The 17,736-nt window shown below is 61.4% G+C and carries 14 protein-coding genes, 1 pseudogene and 2 riboswitches; of the genes and pseudogenes, 12 read left to right on the top strand and 3 right to left on the bottom strand.

All coding sequences use genetic code 11. From position 1 onward, the window contains the following. The first annotated feature begins 115 nt into the window (after positions 1-115). The 7 genes and pseudogenes from BJG93_RS35850 (at position 116) to BJG93_RS36335 (ending at position 7,120) form a co-directional block, all read left to right on the top strand. Positions 116-1,810 (top strand): AMP-binding protein, encoded by a 1,695-nt coding sequence (locus tag BJG93_RS35850; RefSeq protein WP_071336758.1) that lies wholly within the window; start codon positions 116-118, stop codon positions 1,808-1,810. Between the two features lie 29 nt (positions 1,811-1,839). Next, positions 1,840-2,523, top strand: coding sequence for a nitroreductase (locus BJG93_RS35845; RefSeq protein WP_027193605.1), 684 nt, complete (start codon positions 1,840-1,842; stop codon positions 2,521-2,523). A gap of 403 nt (positions 2,524-2,926) precedes the next feature. Further along, entirely contained in the window at positions 2,927-3,133 is a 207-nt protein-coding gene (locus BJG93_RS35840; protein WP_034476863.1) for a hypothetical protein, read from the top strand. Between the two features lie 360 nt (positions 3,134-3,493). After that, positions 3,494-4,657 (top strand): annotated as a pseudogene (locus BJG93_RS35835) (PAS domain-containing sensor histidine kinase); the annotation flags it as partial. A gap of 458 nt (positions 4,658-5,115) precedes the next feature. Further along, entirely contained in the window at positions 5,116-5,274 is a 159-nt protein-coding gene (locus BJG93_RS35830) for a hypothetical protein (protein WP_154671644.1), read from the top strand. 847 nt (positions 5,275-6,121) lie between these two features. After that, positions 6,122-6,793 carry a hypothetical protein gene (locus BJG93_RS35820; protein WP_051374097.1) on the top strand — a complete coding sequence of 224 codons (672 nt, stop codon included), beginning with the start codon at positions 6,122-6,124 and terminating at the stop codon, positions 6,791-6,793. After that, complete coding sequence (locus BJG93_RS36335; protein WP_051374098.1) at positions 6,794-7,120, top strand: hypothetical protein; 327 nt, start codon at positions 6,794-6,796, stop codon at positions 7,118-7,120. Positions 7,121-7,305: 185 nt separating this feature from the next. On the opposite strand, the gene BJG93_RS35815 is transcribed toward BJG93_RS36335, so the two are convergent. From BJG93_RS35815 to BJG93_RS35805, 3 genes are all read right to left on the bottom strand, one after another. Next, a complete protein-coding gene (locus BJG93_RS35815; protein WP_027193607.1) occupies positions 7,306-8,088 on the bottom strand; it encodes an N-acyl homoserine lactonase family protein in 783 nt (260 codons plus the stop codon). A 60-nt stretch (positions 8,089-8,148) separates the two neighbouring features. Further along, positions 8,149-9,171, bottom strand: a complete 1,023-nt coding sequence (locus tag BJG93_RS35810; protein WP_027193608.1) for an ABC transporter substrate-binding protein — start codon at positions 9,169-9,171, stop codon at positions 8,149-8,151. A 150-nt stretch (positions 9,172-9,321) separates the two neighbouring features. After that, a riboswitch (guanidine-I (ykkC/yxkD leader) is annotated at positions 9,322-9,445 on the bottom strand. 97 nt (positions 9,446-9,542) lie between these two features. Next, positions 9,543-9,911: a MarR family winged helix-turn-helix transcriptional regulator gene (locus BJG93_RS35805; RefSeq protein WP_027193609.1), complete on the bottom strand. Its 369-nt coding sequence runs from the start codon at positions 9,909-9,911 to the stop codon at positions 9,543-9,545. 157 nt (positions 9,912-10,068) lie between these two features. On the opposite strand from BJG93_RS35805, the gene BJG93_RS35800 reads away from it, so the two are divergent. From BJG93_RS35800 to uca, 5 genes are all read left to right on the top strand, one after another. Next, on the top strand, positions 10,069-10,956 hold the full coding sequence (locus tag BJG93_RS35800) for a sugar phosphate isomerase/epimerase family protein (RefSeq protein WP_051374162.1): 888 nt from the start codon (positions 10,069-10,071) through the stop codon (positions 10,954-10,956). Beyond that, entirely contained in the window at positions 10,953-12,008 is a 1,056-nt protein-coding gene (locus BJG93_RS35795) for an isopenicillin N synthase family dioxygenase (RefSeq protein WP_027193610.1), read from the top strand. Before BJG93_RS35800 ends, BJG93_RS35795 begins: the two co-directional genes overlap by 4 nt. Positions 12,009-12,271: 263 nt before the next feature. Then, positions 12,272-12,404: riboswitch (guanidine-I (ykkC/yxkD leader) on the top strand. Between the two features lie 55 nt (positions 12,405-12,459). Further along, positions 12,460-13,221 carry an urea amidolyase associated protein UAAP1 gene (locus tag BJG93_RS35790; protein WP_027193612.1) on the top strand — a complete coding sequence of 254 codons (762 nt, stop codon included), beginning with the start codon at positions 12,460-12,462 and terminating at the stop codon, positions 13,219-13,221. Positions 13,222-13,231: 10 nt separating this feature from the next. After that, positions 13,232-13,882 (top strand): urea amidolyase associated protein UAAP2, encoded by a 651-nt coding sequence (locus BJG93_RS35785; RefSeq protein ID WP_027193613.1) that lies wholly within the window; start codon positions 13,232-13,234, stop codon positions 13,880-13,882. A 196-nt stretch (positions 13,883-14,078) separates the two neighbouring features. Then, positions 14,079-17,702, top strand: coding sequence for an urea carboxylase (gene uca / locus BJG93_RS35780; protein WP_027193614.1), 3,624 nt, complete (start codon positions 14,079-14,081; stop codon positions 17,700-17,702). Positions 17,703-17,736: the final 34 nt, after the last annotated feature.

Here is a 17,736-nt window from a genome sequence, read left to right as displayed (position 1 = left end):
CTAGGCCCCCGAGCTTGACAGCGAGGCGGTGCCGCACTATTGTTAAGAGAATCACAATTCTACTTAAACAAGATCATCGACCCGCCCTCGGTCCTAAAAAATTCGGGAGACAGATATGGATATCAAAACGACTCTTTTGGACCCGCGCCTGCGGGTAACCGAACTGGTGAGTCAATACTCCGATCCTTCTGCAAGTGTGGCCTGGCTCCTGTGCGACAGGCACAATCCGCAGAGCGTGGCGTACGAGGTCGTTGATGCGACACTCGAAGCTAAACGCTTGACCTATGGTGAACTGAAGCGTCAGTCCGAGGCATTTGCCGCCGGTCTTGCATCGCTTGGGATTGGAAAAGGCGATAGGGTTGCTACCCTGGCCGGCAAAAGTCAGGAATTCCTGATCGCGCTGATGGCGATCTGGAGGCTAGGCGCGGTGCATGTGCCGCTCTTCACGGCATTCGCGCAGGCCGCGATAGCGCTGAGACTAGCCGGCAGTCATGCGAAGGTCGTGATCTGCGATTCCGCTCAAGCTGCAAAGCTAGCCCCAGGCGAAGATACGCCGGAAAACCCTTCGTGGCGTGTTGTAGTGATCGGGGGTGAGCAAGCGGCAAGCGCCGATCCGCTGGCCGTTACTTTCGAATCAGTCCTCAAGGGCGGTGCGCAGCAGCCGGTAAGCGCGGCTGCCTCACTGGGCGGGGATGCCCCCTTCATCCACATCTTCACCTCCGGTACCACGGGTCGGCCGAAGGCGGTGGTCGTTCCGATTCGAGCGCTCGCCACATTCCATAGCTATGTCGAATTCGGTATCGGCGTACGCGATGACGATGTCTACTGGTGCGCTGCTGACCCCGGCTGGGGCTACGGCCTATACTTTGGCGTTATCGGATCCTTGTGCACCGGCGTTCACAGTGTCTTGCTGAAAGCTGGGTTTGAGCCTCTGACGACGTACCGCGTCCTGGTCGATCGCAAAGTGACAAACTTTGCTGCTGCGCCGACCGTGTATCGCTCCTTGTTGTGTTCGGAAATTGAGCCGCCTCCCGGCCTTGCACTCCGTTGCGCCTCAAGTGCGGGCGAACCGCTCACACCGGATGTGAATGAATGGGCGGTCGGCGCCCTTGGTGTCGAAGTGTTTGATCATTACGGTCAAACGGAAGCTGGCATGCTCATCAATAACCATCATGACCCACGTCTCGCGCGGCCTGTGAAAGCGGGCTCAATGGGTGTCGCGATGCCGGGATGGAAGGCGGTTGTGCTCGATCGCGACAATGATGTCGAGGTCGGAGTCGGCGAGGTGGGCCGAGTCGCGTTCGAACTGACGGAAAGCCCGCTGGCCTGGTTCAAGGGCTACGAGGACGATTCTGCGAAAAGCGCTGAGCGCTTTGCCGGCGACGGAAGATGGTATCTGAGCGGCGACCTGGGCCGCGTCGACGAAGACGGTTACTTCTTCTTTTCCTCGCGAGAGGACGACGTAATCATCATGGCTGGCTACCGGATCGGCCCGTTTGAGGTCGAATCGGTGATCGCCGCGCACCCGGATGTCGCCGAATGCGCAGTGATTGCGGTACCGGATAAGGTGCGGGGCGAGGTTATCGAAGCGTATGTCGTACTGCGTCGGCCTGAAAAGGCGGGGCCCGAAATGGAACATGACATTCAGCAGTGGGTAAAGACCCGCTATGCGGCTCACGCTTACCCTCGCCAGGTCCACTTTTCCGCCGAGCTTCCCAAAACTCCGAGCGGGAAGATTCAACGGTTTGTGCTGCGGGAGCAGCGCAAAAAAGACGGTTCTATTGCCTCGATTGGTGCCGGGACGAATTAGTCTTGCCGCTATTAAAGAGTGACCAACCTATGAATGCAACGCCTTCCGTAAGCGCGATCGAAGCTATTGTCCAACGTCGGTCGGTAAGACGGTTTTTGGATACGCTTATTACCGCGGGCGTGATCGACGACATTCTCAACCTGGCTGCAAGAGCCCCTTCAGGTACGAACATTCAGCCTTGGCACGTTCATGTGGTAACCGGCAATGCCAGAAATCGGCTGTCCGCAGCCGTATTGGAGGCCGCTCGCGAAGGCAGGCGGTGTGACGAGTATGCCTACATGCCGGAAAAACTGCACGACGTCCATCTATCGCGACGACGCAAGGTCGGCTTCGACCTATACAGTCTTTACGGGATTGAACGCTCAGACCATGTTTCCCGCAAGGAGGCGATGCTTCGCAATTTCAAGTTCTTCGGTGCCCCCGTCGGCTTGTTCTTCACCATGGACAGATATCTCCTGGCGGGCTCCTGGCTTGACAGTGGCATGTTCATGCAGAACGTAATGATCGCGGCACAGTGCTACGGAATTGCGTCATGCCCGCAGCAAGCCTGGTGCGAATATGGTGGCGTCGTCCACGACATCCTGAACATCCCTGACAGCCACATTCTGCTGTCGGGCATGGCGCTCGGATATGAGGATACGTCGGCTGACGAAAATAGATTGAGGACGGAGCGAGCGCCTGCTCGAGAGTTCGCGATTTACCACAATGAATAACGGCGTGGTGCGAACCAGCCAACGGAACCCTCCCTAATAGCGCCATCCCGCTCCGGTGGGAAAAGCGAGCTCCGCGCCGTTGACGCGACCTGGAGGCAATAAGGATTCCTATTCGTATCGAAAGTAAGACGTTTCTGTTTAAAGTATTGAGGGTAGCTGCCGACAGGCTGATCAAGCGTGACCGTACCGGCGGCGGCGAAGAGGAAAACGGCGTAATTCACCTTCAGCATCGCGCGCGTAGAGATCATGGACCGGATCCTGCTGGCAAGGCAATGCCTGTATGAGGTCGGACCGATTTTCGTTTGAGGAACGCGGTGTCGCTGGATGCTGAGATGCCCGCGATGCGCTCTTACCGGCTCGCGGCGTGAGCGGGTCGATAGTCGGGCGATCTGAGGAGAACGGAATGAACATCTTGGAATTGGCGGGGAATGCCGGAATGCTGGTCATACTCGACGGCAGAATCGGGCGCACCGAGTACCGAAGCGTCCATGGGACCCTGGATGCGTTTCAGCGTTTTGTTCATGCGTTTGAAGCGGCGTTGGCGAATGATGAGGAATCCGATTTGTCTCGGTGTCGGAGAGGCCTGTGCGTGGAGTCTTCGTCATCTTGAAGACATGGTGCCGGAGCACCACCAGGGAGGCCCTCGCGCTGACCTGGAATGCGCTTCTGAGTGCTGGCCATGAAACCGGAGCGGGTGCAGGACATGCTGGTCCGGATCATGAGCAAGCTCGACCGAGTGGAGCGACTGATGAAGGTTTCCGCAATCTACACCCGGGTAACAGAAGTGACGCCGAGAATCCGGACAGGTCGGTAAGTGGAAGAGTTAGGGGGCGTGAGTCGGTCATAGTGGCCGGCAACAAGGAATCAGAAGATGACGAAACGCAACCGACGGACACACTCACCGGCGTTCAAGGCAAAGGTGGCACTCGCGGCGCTCAAGGGCGACGAGACGCTGGCCGAGCTGGCCCAAACGCGCGTCTTCGCGCCGGCCCGGATTGCGTTGCTTCGGCTTCTTGCTTCCCAGGCGGCGACTTCGCTCGAGAATACGCGCTTGTACCGCGAACTCGAACAACGCGAAGCAAAGATCCGGCGCCTCGTCGACGCGAACATCATCGGTATTTTCATATGGGATCTCCAAGGCCACGTTCTCGAGGCCAACGACGCGTTTCTGCGCGTTGTGGGTTACGACCGCGAGGACCTCACGGCGGGCCGGCTACGCTGGATGGACCTCACGCCACCGGAATGGCTAGCCCGTGACCTGAGTCAATGGATACCACAACAGAAAGTGACTGGGCGCCTGGAACCGTTCGAAAAGGAGTACTTCCGGAAAGACGGCAGCCGCGTGCCCGTGCTGATCGGCGTCGCCACGTTCGAGGAGGGCGGAAACGAGGGTGTCGCGTTCGTGCTCGATCTGACGGAACGCAAGAAAGCAGAGCACCGCTTGCGTGAGTCCTACGAGATGCTGCGAGAGCTCACCTCCCGTCGCGAGACGGCTCGTGAGGAAGAGCGCAAGCACATTGCACGGGAAATGCACGACGAACTGGGACAACACCTCACAGCCCTTCGCATGAGGGCATCGACGTTAGCCCTGCAGTTTGGCAAGGACCTGCCAGCGCTGGCCGAACAGGCCCAGGCATTGACGACGCTGGTGGACAACACCATGCGGGTTGTCCGGGGTGTCATCGCGTCGCTACGCCCTGCAGCGCTGGACGCAGGCATTGTGGCTGCGCTCGAGTGGCTCGTTGCGGAATTCAACCACAATCCATGCACCGTGTGTCGCCTCCGCGTGCAGGACGAGAACCTCGTGCTGAGCGAGGACCGCGCTATCGTACTGTTTCGCGTCGCCCAGGAGGCGCTGACCAATGTTGCCCGTCACGCTGCGGCCAGCCAGGTGACCATCACGCTCGAGCGAACGCCGGATTCCTGTGTGCTGGAAGTACGGGACGACGGTCAAGGATTCGATCCTCTGGCGACCAGAAAAAGATCGTTCGGACTGGCGGGAATGGAGGAGCGCGTCCTGATGCTGGGTGGCCGGATCGTTGTTGTCAGTTCACCGGGAAACGGCTGCGCGATCATCGTGCACCTACCTCTTTTCCATGAGACCGGAGACGCGACTGACATGATCTACACATGAAGGTCCGCTGCGGAGGGCGGATTCAACCGGTGGATGCAACACACTCCTATGTAGCATTGGGTAAAGGCCCAACCTGGCATGGCCTACAACCAAATGTTGCACGGTAACCCCCACTGAAAAACCTTGCACCAAGGCACTCGCCGGTTTCATTGTTATGCTCAAAGATGTTCGTGAGCTGCTTATCGGCGTCTTCAAGGACGCGCGGAACAAGCGCGATCGCCAGTGCGAGCGTGACGTGAGGGCGTTCGCTGAACCGCAAACTGACGCCGAAGGCGCCACCAAGATCCTCATGCGGGGAGCTTATTAGGCTGAGTCGTCACGATGAACTTCCAATCGGCGAGCGCTGCGCGGCGATGCGGCGCTGCATGTTCTTCGTATGCCGCGCTTTGCAGAATCCGTCGTAGTGCGCCGAAGCCCGCGTACCGAGCGATCGCGATATCGTCCCATGCTTCTGGGTCGTGTCCTACCAGAACTCCACGCATATTGCCGACCCAGAACAACGAATAATCCTCGCCAGCGGCGGCCCGATTGAAGGCCGGCCGTATATCGCGACCGATCAGCGATGGCTGCGTCTGGCCGGCCTCAAGGATGTGTTTAGCGGAGAGTTAGTCGGCTAGGCAGTGCCCAACCGTAGAGCGGAGTAAATCTGTCACTGGCCGGGTCAGCGCTGGCGGGGCAAGCCGCGTGCATGTTGACATTTTTGCGTACATGGGAAACGTCGCAAATCTGTCAATTCGCATATGTACGTATTAAATTCGTCAATCCGCCTCCTACACTTCGAATCCCGTCTTCAAGGCGTGGATCCCATGAGATCGTCCGTGATAGTCAAGCCGATAGCGCTCAAGCGACCGCGAGGCGCGCATTGATTCGATGCGTTCAGCCCTAAGCTGCAGCGCCGGTTGAGTTTCTATCGACGTTCCCTGCTCGCAATGTGGATGTTGCTTGAGACGGACCCGGCGGTGTCCGACTTCTGTGAGCGCCCCGGCTACATCAAGATCGGGGAGCGCCTCCAGCTCGCGGATTTTTGGGTTCCCTACGTTGATAAAGATGAATTGGTTATCCTAAGCGATGCCGATCTTAGGGAATGCACCAGTGGAGGAGGGCATTCGCAATGTTCGCTTGATGGCTATACGTTATCGGTCCGTCGGATCGCCCTGGCTGAGCTGACTGCCGCGCGAGTATGGATCGAGAACTGGCAGCGCATGCTGCCATATGTTATCGCCAACCGGGACCTATTCCCGCGGCGTTATCGGAAGCGATAACGCGGTTCGTTGCAGTGCCTCAGAGACTACTCGCCATCGAGCGTGAATTTTCGACTGGCGATCCCGTTCTGTGCCGAGCGGCACTGTTCGCCCTGTTGTGCAGCGGGCGGGTCACGGCAGCGGAGCTTCGCACCCAACCACTATCTCTGCTGACGCCATTTGTACGGGCGGAGGCAGGATCATAAGCCACTGGAAGCCGGAGTTGCAGGCGATCGACCTGAGTGTCTGGCCTACCGTTGCGCACACAGAACTCGATGAAGCCGCCCGGCGAGCTTTCGAACGGCGCGAAGAGGCGGTGGTGCGGTATGCCGCCGGAGGGCCGGTTAAATCGATCGAGCTATCAACAGGTGTCAACCGTCGGCAGTTGTATCGCTTGCCGGAGCGCGCGATGTCGACGCACCCCGATGGCAGACCGTTTGGTTTCCGTGCTCTCGTACGTTACACACACATCGCGGACTATACGCGCGTACAAGCCGTCGAGTTCCGTCGTAACCGCGGCGGTTGTGGCGCGGCGGGTGCGCTATCCCTCCTGTTCGAGCAATATCCAGCCCTCGCAGGCTGGCTGCTGCTCAAGGTCAGGCATCGCAAGGTAATGCTCGTGCAGATACATACGGACTCTGGGCTTCGAACCAGGCTGCAGGGTTTGCGAGTGCTGCACGATGAATTTCTCCGCCAATGCCGCACGCTTGGTCTGACTGCCGCGGATTACCCATTCAATACTTCAGACCGCGCGATCCGCTCCCTCGCGCGGCGCGTGAAGGCGGAGTTGTTGCGCCGCTTCGACACAGCCGCGCGGTCGGCAGGCGCTTCGCATCTGAAGGGATTGCCACGGCCGAACGATGCAGGTGTCCCTGCGGCGACTCGTCCGTATTAGGTGGTCGAATTCGACGGTCACCGGCTTGATATCCGACTCAAGGTGGTCACGTGTGACCCGCTTGGGTTTGAGCAGGAGTTCGAGATCGACCGGGCGTGGCTCCTTGTCATTATCGATGTCTGCACCCGTGCCGTCCTCGGCTATTACATTGCACTGGGAAGGGAGTACAGCCGCTACGATGTCATCAAGACGATCGAAGGCTCTGGAGCATTACGCCAATGCCTGCCCGAATTTCTCGTGAATAGCGCCAAAACCAATTTCTTCGCGAAATTCATCGCCGAAAGACAGGACCCTGACACCTTCGAGATGTTAAGACTGGCCACATAGCCCCAAGACCGTGCCGAACTCGGCACTCTTGAGAATATAAGCGGTACTTCGTATATCTATTCCGCTCGCTCTTTGAGCCTTACCGCGACAAAGCCGCAGGACGTCAACGTGCCGAGCGTGGGCCGACTGTTGCGAATCGACGAAGCGACGGCATGTTCAGGATCAGCGTTCAGTTGCGCGGTGTCTCACGCACACCAGGCCGGTCCACGCGCCAACGTGTGCCAGAACGCGATGTCGTGATTCGGCCAGATCGTGGCGCCAGACTCCGCCGCGAGCGCTTTCAGCTTGCGAATGCTCGTGAGGGCGAGATCTTCTCGATCGTTCCAGCAGACGCCCGGCGCCACCTCCTCGTCGATGTTCTCGGTCAGGTCGGCCGCGTCGCCCGCGAGTATCACGGGCCTGCCGCGCGGCAGCTCGATCCACAGCGACATGTGGCCCGCGGTATGGCCGGGCGTGTTGATTGTGCGTACGCCGGGCGCCACGTCGTACTCGTCGCGCTGCGTTCGCCAACGATAGTCGCCAATGAAATCGTCCTGGAAGTAGGCGAGATCCGCTTGCGCGCGCGCTGCCTCGAGCTCATCCGCATGCACGTGAATGTCCGAGCCGCACACCTCGCACAGGCCGCCTGCGTGATCGAAATGCAGATGGCCGATCATCACCACGTCGATGTCCGACGGCTGTAGTCCGAGGCGTGCCAAATGGTTTGGAATGCGCTGCTCCTCGGTCATCTGAGGCGCAGGCATCGGGGCGGCACCGCACTCGTAGTAGCGCTCGCGCAGCGCCGGGTCCGCGATCTTGCGGTAGTCGCAGCCGACGTCGTAAAGGACGCGTCCGTTTCGCGTCTCGATCAGGTACGCAAGGATCGGGGCGTCGATGTCGGTGCCGATGCCGCGATTGCGTGTCGATATCGACTTGTCGTAACGGTGCATCGCGCTTAGGAGGGGCCATACCCGCAAAACCTGTGTCATCAGTTTGTTCCTGCTCTTGACAAGTCGCATCGCGCTGCGAGGCACGATGCGACTTATCACTTAGTGTGCTGCGGTCAGCGACGGATCGATATAGGTGTTCACGTCCTGCTGCTGTTTGTAGACGGTATTGCGCATGTTGAACTTGTCAGCGTTCTCGCTCGAACCGTAGAGCGAGTCGAGGCCTGGGCCTTTGCCGAACGCTTTCTTCGCGGCCGCAGCATCGAGCAGATGTGTGCCTTTGAGCAAGGGCAGATATTGCTCGGGCGTGAGACCGACGCGCGCGGACATGATCTTCAGCGCGTCCGGTTGCGTCTTCGGATCGTTTATGTAGGCAACGCAACGGTACCAGACGCCGATCACTTTCTCCCAATCCGCGCGACGTGCAGCGACGCTCGCCGGGTTGACCGTAAACACGTCGTAGATGAGACCCGGGGCATTGGCCGAGGTGAAGATCGGGCGCGAGCCGGGCGCACGCTTGAGGGCTTCGCCCGCGTTCGGCTGCCAGAGCGCGACCGCCGCGATGTCGCTGGACGAGCCCAGCACCTGTGGCAGTTCGTTGGTCTTCGCATTTACAAGCGTCACGTCCGATTCCTTCATGCCGTGCTTTTCGAGTGCGGTGTCGAGCAGTAGGTGGTCGACGAGACCGACTTCGACGCCGATTTTCTTGCCCTTGAGCGCTTCGATCGATTTGGTGCCCGGCTTCGCGACGATCATATCGTTGCCGCTCGAGTAGTCGGTCAACAGGATCATCACGTTCTTCGCGCCACTTGCCCCGGTCACCAGCGCATCGCCGTTGGTCGTGCCCACCGCGTCGAGTTTGCCCGCCGAGAAGGCGTCGAGCGATGCAGAGTAATCGAACCATTCGAAGTCTACGTCGACCCCGGCTTGCTTGAACCAGCCCTTGTCGATAGCGATCTGGAAGGCGACGTAGCCGGGCCAGTCGCTGTAGCCGATCTTTAGCGGCGCGGCGGCCTGCGCAGGCATGGCGGCGCCGATGGCGAGCGCGGTCGCGATGCCCGCGAACGTGCGGCGCACAAGACGCGACGGCGCAATTTCGGTAAGCGCGGATTTGATTCTTTTCATTGTTGGACTCCAGGAGACCGGTGAAGATTGAGTTGTCTAAGCGGCTCGTGCGACATGACGTGCACGGGACCACGACATGACCGGTTCCTGCGGGACACGCGAGACGGAAAGCCGGCCATGGAGAGGTGCAGGCAGCTGTCGCTACCACCAATCTCCCGGGCTTTTATCCCGCCGTGTAGTGAGTCGCCGGATCGCTTTAAGCCAATCGCCACGGCCCACCGGTCTGCTCTCGGACCAGACGTTCTCGCGAACCGGAACCCTAGCATCCCTAAGATGCGACTCCGCCGCACCTCTCCCGGAAGGCTATGCGAGAACCATGCCAGGCGGTTTTCGCATCGTCGTCTTGAACAGTGCGAACGGACGCTGTCGATTCACTCGAGCGCGGCAAACCGCTGATGTACGAATGCGAGGAAACGCTCAAGCCGTTCCTCGATCATGGGCGTGAGTCGCACATACTTGATACGGCGGTCGTCCTTGCCGCCCGTCTGAAGCAGCCAACCTTGATCGATCAGGTCCTGGACGTAGCTGACGGCGGTGCGGCGGCTGACACCGGGCATGAAGCCGTAGAGCGCCGTCTTCGGAAAAGAGGCCTGTTCGTCCGCCCACATCTGACAGAACAGATCGCTGTAGTTGAGGTCGCTCAAACCCAAGTCGCCGAAGTAAGCGGACCACTGGAAGTCCATGTCGAGAATCGCGCGCGCCACGGCTTGCGCTTTGGCGCGGCTGATTTTCTTCTTCATCGATTCATCACTATGAGGAAAGATGCGTTGTTTTCGTGCGCGCGAGCCCGGAAATCGTGCGCATCATGGGCGAGCCGAGCCGGCTCATCGTCAGCATATTGACGTCCATCCATTCGAATGTACTATTGCATGCAACTTTACATGTAATGGGGCGATGATGAAGCTTGAACTCTTCAAGACATTCTGGGGCTATGGGGCAGGGCCGCGCGAAGCTGCGCCGTTGGTGCGGGAGGCCGATTTTGACGGCATCGAGGCGCAGGTGCCTGCCGACGCCGCTCAGCGCGAAGCGTTTGAGTCAGCGATCGCAGATGAGAATCTCGCGTTCATCGCTGAGATCACGACTGCAGGCAGCTATGTGCCAGTGCGTTCGGCAACGCCTGCCGAGCATTTGCACGATCTGGAGGCGAAGATTGTCTTGGGCAAGCCGCTGAAGCCGCGCTTTTTCAGTGTGATCGCCGGCTGCGATGCATGGCCGGCTGCGACGCAGATCGACTTTTTCTCGCGTGCCGTCGAACTGGCCGCGAGGCACGATGTAATGTGCAGCTTCGAGACACACCGAAGCCGCTCGCTCTTTAACCCGTGGATCACGCGCGACGTTGTGCGCGCCGTGCCGCAACTCAGGCTGACGTGCGACTTCAGTCACTGGGTCGTGGTATGCGAGCGGCTGCTCGACAGTGAATGGGATACGCTCGCGGAGATCGCGCCCCACGCGCACCACATTCACGGACGCATTGGCTATCCGCAAGGTCCGCAGGTGCCACATCCCGCCGCGCCCGAATACGCCGATTGCCTGCAGTCTCATCTGCGGATCTGGGAGGCGCTCTGGACTGCGCAAATGGCCGCCGGCTACCCGGTGACGACGATGACGCCCGAATTCGGTCCCGACGGCTATCTCCACACGCTTCCTTTCACGAATGCGCCGGTCGCAGACCTATGGGAGGTCAATACCTGGATGGGCGGACAGGCTCGCCGTAATTTCGCGGAGTTTCTCGATCGGTCGGCGCACGACGCGGCGAGCATGCCTGGCGCGAGGGTGGAGTCATGAGCCAGACTCATCACCATGCCACCTTTGATCGACTTCCGATCGTCGACGTGAGCGGACTCTACAGCGATGACCTGAGCGCGCGCATTGCGAGCGCGCGCGAACTCGATGTGGCGGCGCGGGAAGCGGGTTTCTTTTACGTGACCGGCCATCGCGTCGCGCGCGAATTGCGCGCGGCGCTCGTTGAGGAGGCTCGGCGCTTCTTTGCGTCGCCGCAAGAGTGGAAGATGCGCTACTACATCGGCCATTCAAGAGCGCATCGCGGCTATGTTCCCGAAGGCGAGGAGGTGTTCGCGGGCGGCGGGCGCGACAGGAAGGAAGCATTCGACACGGGCCGCGACTTGCCGCTTGACGATCCCGATGTGTCGTGTGGTACGCCAATGCTTGGGCCGAACGTGTGGCCGGATCAGCCGGGCTTTCGCGAAGCGGTGAGCCGGTATTACGAAGACGCGTTTGCTCTCGGATGTGTGATGTTTCGCGGTGTGGCGCTTGCCCTCGGCTTGCCCGAGTCTTACTTCGACGCTTATCTGACGAAGCCGCCAAGTCAATTACGGCTGGTCCACTATCCCTATGACGCGTCGGCCGACGATCGCCCAGGCATCGGCGCCCATACTGACTACGAATGCTTCACGATCCTGTTGCCGACCGCCCCCGGACTCGAAGTGATGAACGGAGCGGGGCAGTGGATCGATGCGCCGCCGCTGCAGGATGCGTTCGTCGTGAACATCGGTGACATGTTGGAGACGTGGACCGGCGGGACCTATGTCGCCACCACGCACCGCGTGCGCAAAGTCGCACAAGAGCGGTACTCATTTCCGCTCTTCTTCGCTTGCGACTATCGGACCCAGGTCGCGCCGCTGCCGCAGTTCTCGACGCCCGAGGTCGCGGCGCGATACGAGCGGCGCACAGCGGGGGAGCATCTGTTCGCGCAGACCGCGCAGACCTTCGAATATCTGCGGCGGCGTGTAACGCGCGGCGAACTGACTTTGCCGGAAGGATTGAGGACGCCGGCGAGTTTCGGCAGAGACGTGCGCGCAGATCAGACGGCGCAGTGAGGCGAGCGGGATGGACGGTACCGGCGTCGGCAAGGCTGTGCCATAGCACTGTCTTGCTCGAGTGCTGCCCATACATGGGACGTTTGTGCGCGCAAATCGTGCAGACGAGCGCTGCGGGGCAGCATGTCACCGTTGAAGTGCATCGCGTGCGATCGGGCCGTCTCGCTCGCACCGCCTTTCGGCATGGCTTTGCGTCACGCTGACGGGTCTGGCACAGTTCTCGCTTAAATGTCCCGCGAGAGGTGCGAAGCAATTTGCATCATCTTCAGGATCGCTAGGGTTCCGGTCGCCTTGCTTCATGGGCGATGCCTGGTCCGAGAGCGGCCCGGTCTTGCCCTCGAACCTTGCTTCCAAGGCGTCGGCGAGGCTCCACGGAGGGATAAAAGCCCGGGAGGTCGCGATGTCGTCTATCGCCCCTCTCATGCTGATCCCATCGTTAAGAGGAGCCTCCATGCAGTCGAACCCTCCAGTCGACTTTGACCTTCCGCCTATCCCGCACGTCCTGTGGGAAACAGTTCTGCCCGCCGGTACACACTGGTCCGGCGTCTTGCGACGTGGGCTCGCGCTGCGTGTCGTCGATGTCGAAGGCGGCGCGAATCTCGCCGCGGTCTTTTATCGCCACGAGGATCCGCTCGAACGATACAACATGGCCGACACGCTCAAGGCGCAGCACACAGCGCGTCTCACGCGCGGTGTCGTGCTGTATTCGGACATGGGCCGCGTAATCGCGTCGATCACCGCTGACACGTTGGGCTGGCACGATCCGGTCGGCGGCGTGGGCGATGCGGGGTTGTTCGCGACGAAGTACGGCTCGGCGCGCTATCAGGAGTATCGCAACGAGATGATCCGCAACGGGCGCGACAGCCTGCTCGTCGAGCTGGCGAAATACGGGCTGGGCGCTCGCGACCTCGTTGCGAACGTCAACTTCTTCAGCAAGCTCGATGCTGCCGAGGACGGCTCGCTCACGTTCGCGCCGGACCATTCGCGTGCGGGCGACGCATTCGATCTGCGCTTCGAGATGAATACGCTCGCCGCGTTTTCGAGCGCGCCTCATCCATTCGACCCGAGCCCCAAGTACCAGCCGAAGCCCGTCAAGCTGATCGCCTACCGCGTCTATGCGGTCGACGATCGCGTACCGGCCGACGACCCATGCCGTTCGTCATGCGCGGAGAACGAGCGCGGCTTTGTCAATACCGAGCGTCTGTTTGTTTAAGGAGACCGCGATGCCCATCGTCGAAAGCCAATTGGATCCGCGTGAAGCGATCTACCATTTCACGCTGCCCGCCGGCGAGCCCTGGATTCACGAACTGAAGCGAGGACAGGTGTTTCGCATTCTCGATCTCGAAGGCAACCAGGCCGTCGATACGCTGTTCTATAACAGCGCCGATCCGCTCGAGCGCTACAGTGCACAGGACACGATTCGCGTGCAACGCAATCTGTATCTGTCCGCAGGCAGCGTGCTCACGTCGAATCTCGGAAATCCGATGCTGACGATCGTCGCGGATACCTGCGGCCGCCACGACACGCTCGGCGGCGCATGCGCGGCCGAAAGCAACATGGTCCGCTACTCGCTCGAAAAGCACTCCATGCACAACTGCCGCGACAGTTTTCTGCACGCCGTCACTCATTGCACCTGCGGGGCGGGCGTGGGGCTGACGAAGCGCGACATCGTGAGCAACGTCAACTTCTTCATGAACGTGCCGGTGACGGCAAGCGGCGGCCTGACGTTCGAAGACGGCATCTCGGCGCCCGGCAAATATGTCGAGTTGCGCGCGGACATGGATGTGATCGTGCTGATCTCAAACTGCCCGCAACTGAACAACCCGTGCAACGCCTACAACCCGACGCCAGCGGAGCTGCTGATATGGAACTGACGACCTTGCGCGGCTGGATTTACGAGCTGCTGCGGGTTCGGGCGGAAGGCTATTTCCCGATGCATCGTTGCGCGACATCGCACGCCCCCGTGAAGCGCTAAACGCCATACAGCCTCATCGCTGACATGCCGTGGACGGCCACGGTATGCATGCCCACGTGGCGGGACGGCCCGCCCCATGCCAAGCACATCCTTTCATGTTCGAGAAAGTCCTCATTGCCAATCGCGGCGCGATTGCCTGCCGCATTCTGCGCACGTTGCGCGAACTCAAAGTTGCGGGTGTCGCAGTCTATAGCGAAGCCGATCGCGCGAGCCGGCATGTCACCGAAGCCGCCTCGGCACACAGTCTCGGCGAAGGCGCAGCCGGCGCGACCTATCTCGACGTCGGCAAGATCCTCGGCGTTGGGCGCGCCGAACGCGTGCAGGCGATTCACCCCGGGTACGGCTTCCTGTCGGAGAACGCGGCCTTTGCCGAAGCGTGTGAAGCGGCCGGCATCGCCTTCATCGGACCGACAACCGAGCAGCTGCGTGCGTTCGGACTCAAACACACCGCACGCGCGATTGCTGCCACTCAGGGCGTGCCGATGCTGGAGGGCACGGGGCTGCTCGACGACCTTCCTGCAGCCCTGGACGCGGCAGAACGCATCGGTTACCCGGTGATGCTGAAAAGCACCGCGGGCGGTGGCGGCATCGGCATGCGCGTGTGCCGCTCGGGCGACGAACTGATGTCGCAGTTCGATGTCGTGAAGCGCCTCGGTCAGAACAACTTCAGCGACGCTGGCGTGTTCCTCGAAAAATACATCGAGCGCGCGCGTCACCTCGAAGTGCAGATCTTCGGCGATGGCAAAGGCGCTGCCATCGCCCTCGGTGTGCGCGACTGTTCCGTGCAGCGGCGCAACCAGAAGGTGCTGGAGGAGACGCCCGCGCCGAACCTGCCCGACGGCATAGCCGATGCGCTCTGCGACGCCGCGATCCGGCTGGCGAAGGCGGTCAGCTACCGCTCGGCGGGAACCGTCGAATTCGTCTACGACAGCCTTGCACAGCGCTTCTATTTTCTGGAAATCAACACCCGTCTGCAGGTCGAGCACGGCGTGACGGAGCAGGTCTGGGGCGTCGATCTGGTGCGCTGGATGATCGAACTGGCAGCCGGTACGCTGGCGCCGCTCGATACGCTTGTGCGCGGCCTGCGCCCTACGGGTCACGCGATTCAGGCGCGGCTATACGCCGAAGATCCGGGCCGCGATTTCAAACCGAGTCCAGGCCTGCTGACGGACGTTGCGTTCCCCGCTGCCGATGGCCGCGCGCTGCGCATCGACACCTGGATCGAAGCCGGCTGCGAAGTGCCGCCGCACTTCGATCCCATGCTGGCGAAGCTGATTGCGTGGTCGCCGACCCGCGATGAAGCGCGCCGCGCGCTCGGTGACGCGCTGGCCGCCACCCGGCTGTATGGCGTCGAGACGAATCGCGACTATCTGCGGCAGATCCTTGATGACACGCCGTTCGCGAGCGGCGAGCCGTGGACGCGCTGTCTCGAAGGCCTGCGCTATTACGCCACCACCCTCGAGGTGCTGGGCGGCGGCACGCAGACGACCGTCCAGGATTATCCGGGGCGGCTCGGTTACTGGGCGGTCGGCATCCCGCCGTCGGGTCCGATGGATGACCGCGCGTTGCGACTCGGCAATCGCCTGCTCGGCAACGAAACGTCCGCTGCCGCGCTCGAAATCACCATGAGCGGCCCGACGCTGCGCTTCAATACGAACGCGGTCGTCGCCATCACAGGCGCGGCGTTGCCGATCACCGTCGACGACATCGCCCAGCCGATGAACACGGCGCTCTTCATCGCCGCCGGCGCAACGCTCGCGCTGGGTACGATCCGCGGCGCCGGCGCGCGTGCCTATCTCAGCGTGCGTGGCGGACTCGATGTCGCGCGGTATCTCGGCAGCAAAAGTACATTCACGCTCGGTCAGTTCGGCGGACACGGCGGCCGCGCGCTGCGGGCCGGCGATGTGCTGCACCTTCAACCGTTGACCGACAGCACGGCCGGCGCCGTGTTGCCCGAGCCGCTCACGCCGCAACTGCGCGACGTGCGCGTACTGAGGGTCATCTATGGCCCGCACGGTGCGCCGGAATATTTCAGCGCCGCCTACATCGACCGCTTTCTTGCCACCGAATGGGAGACTCACTTCAATTCGAGTCGCACCGGCGTCCGCCTGATCGGCCCGAAACCCGAATGGACGCGTGAAGACGGCGGCGAAGCGGGTCTGCATCCGTCGAACATTCACGACAACCCGTATGCAGTGGGCGCGATCGACTTCACCGGCGACATGCCCGTGATCCTCGGCCCCGACGGCCCGAGTCTCGGCGGCTTCGTCTGCCCGGTCACGATCATCGATGCAGACCTCTGGCAGATCGGCCAGCTAAAGGCCGGCGACAAGGTGCGCTTCGTTCCCGTCGATGTCGCGACGGCACGCGCCGCCGCGCTGGCCCGCCACGCGGAGACCGCCACGCTCGAAGCCCAGGCAGACGCCGCGCCGCTCGACGCCTCCCGCATCGACGCGACGCCCGCACTGGCCTCGCCGGTCGTGCTCGACATCGGCTCGGATCGCGAACGGCTGGTTGCGCGCCTGTCGGGCGATACGCACCTGCTGCTCGAAATCGGACCCGCTGAGCTCGATCTCGTATTGCGTTTTCGCGGCCACGCCTTGATGCAGTCGCTCGAAGCACTCGACATCGACGGCGTGATCGACCTCACGCCCGGCATCCGCTCGCTGCAGATTCATTACCAGCCGGAACGCCTGCCGCTTGCCACGCTGGTCGCGACTATCGCAAGCACATGGCAACGCGTCCTGCTCCTGCAGGACCTGCGCGTGCCGTCGCGCATCGTGCATTTGCCGCTGTCATGGGACGACTCGGCATGCCAACTGGCGATCGACAAATACATGACCACCGTGCGCAAGGACGCACCGTGGTGCCCGAGCAATCTGGAGTTCATCCGCCGCATCAACGATCTCGATTCGATCGAGGCAGTGAAGGAGATCGTCTTCGATGCGAGTTATCTCGTGATGGGTCTCGGCGATGTCTATCTCGGCGCGCCCGTTGCGACGCCGCTCGATCCGCGGCACCGGCTCGTGACGACCAAGTACAACCCGGCGCGAACCTGGACCGCCGAGAATTCGGTCGGCATCGGCGGTGCCTATCTGTGCGTGTATGGCATGGAAGGTCCGGGCGGATACCAGTTCGTCGGCCGCACCCTGCAGATGTGGAATCGCTTCCGGCAAACCGCGGATTTTGCCGGCCAGCCGTACCTGCTGCGCTTCTTCGACCAGATCCGCTTTTACGAAGTCCCGGCAGACGAGCTGTTGCGGATACGCGCGGACTTTCCGCTCGGGCGATACCCGTTGCGGATCGAGAAAACCGAACTGTCGCTGGCCGACTACCAGACCTTTCTCGAACGCGAAGCCGACGATATCGACCGCTTCCGCGCGCAGCAACAGGCCGCGTTTCAGGCTGAGCGGCAACGCTGGCACGAAGCCGGCAGCGTGGAAGACGCAGTCGAGTCCCCCGTCTCCGTCGACACCGCCGCAACGCCGCTCGACGACCACCAGATCGCGGTCGACAGCGAGATCGCCGGCAATCTCTGGCAGGTCCACGTGCACCGCGGCGCGAAGGTCGCGGCCGGCGACGTGCTGCTCGTCATCGAGTCGATGAAGATGGAGATTTCGGTCGTTGCACCGTGCGCCGGAATCGTCGACGAGGTGTACGTCGCGCCCGGTTCGCCCGTGCGGGCGGGGCAGCGCATCGTCGTAATCGGCCGCGCGTGAAGCTTCAGCGATGAACCCCTATTCGAACCATTCC

This window comes from Paraburkholderia sprentiae WSM5005 (assembly GCF_001865575.2).
Taxonomy (GTDB): domain Bacteria; phylum Pseudomonadota; class Gammaproteobacteria; order Burkholderiales; family Burkholderiaceae; genus Paraburkholderia; species Paraburkholderia sprentiae.
The sequence above is the reverse complement of the archived record's forward strand: the minus strand, read 5'-3'. Positions and strand labels throughout refer to the sequence as shown.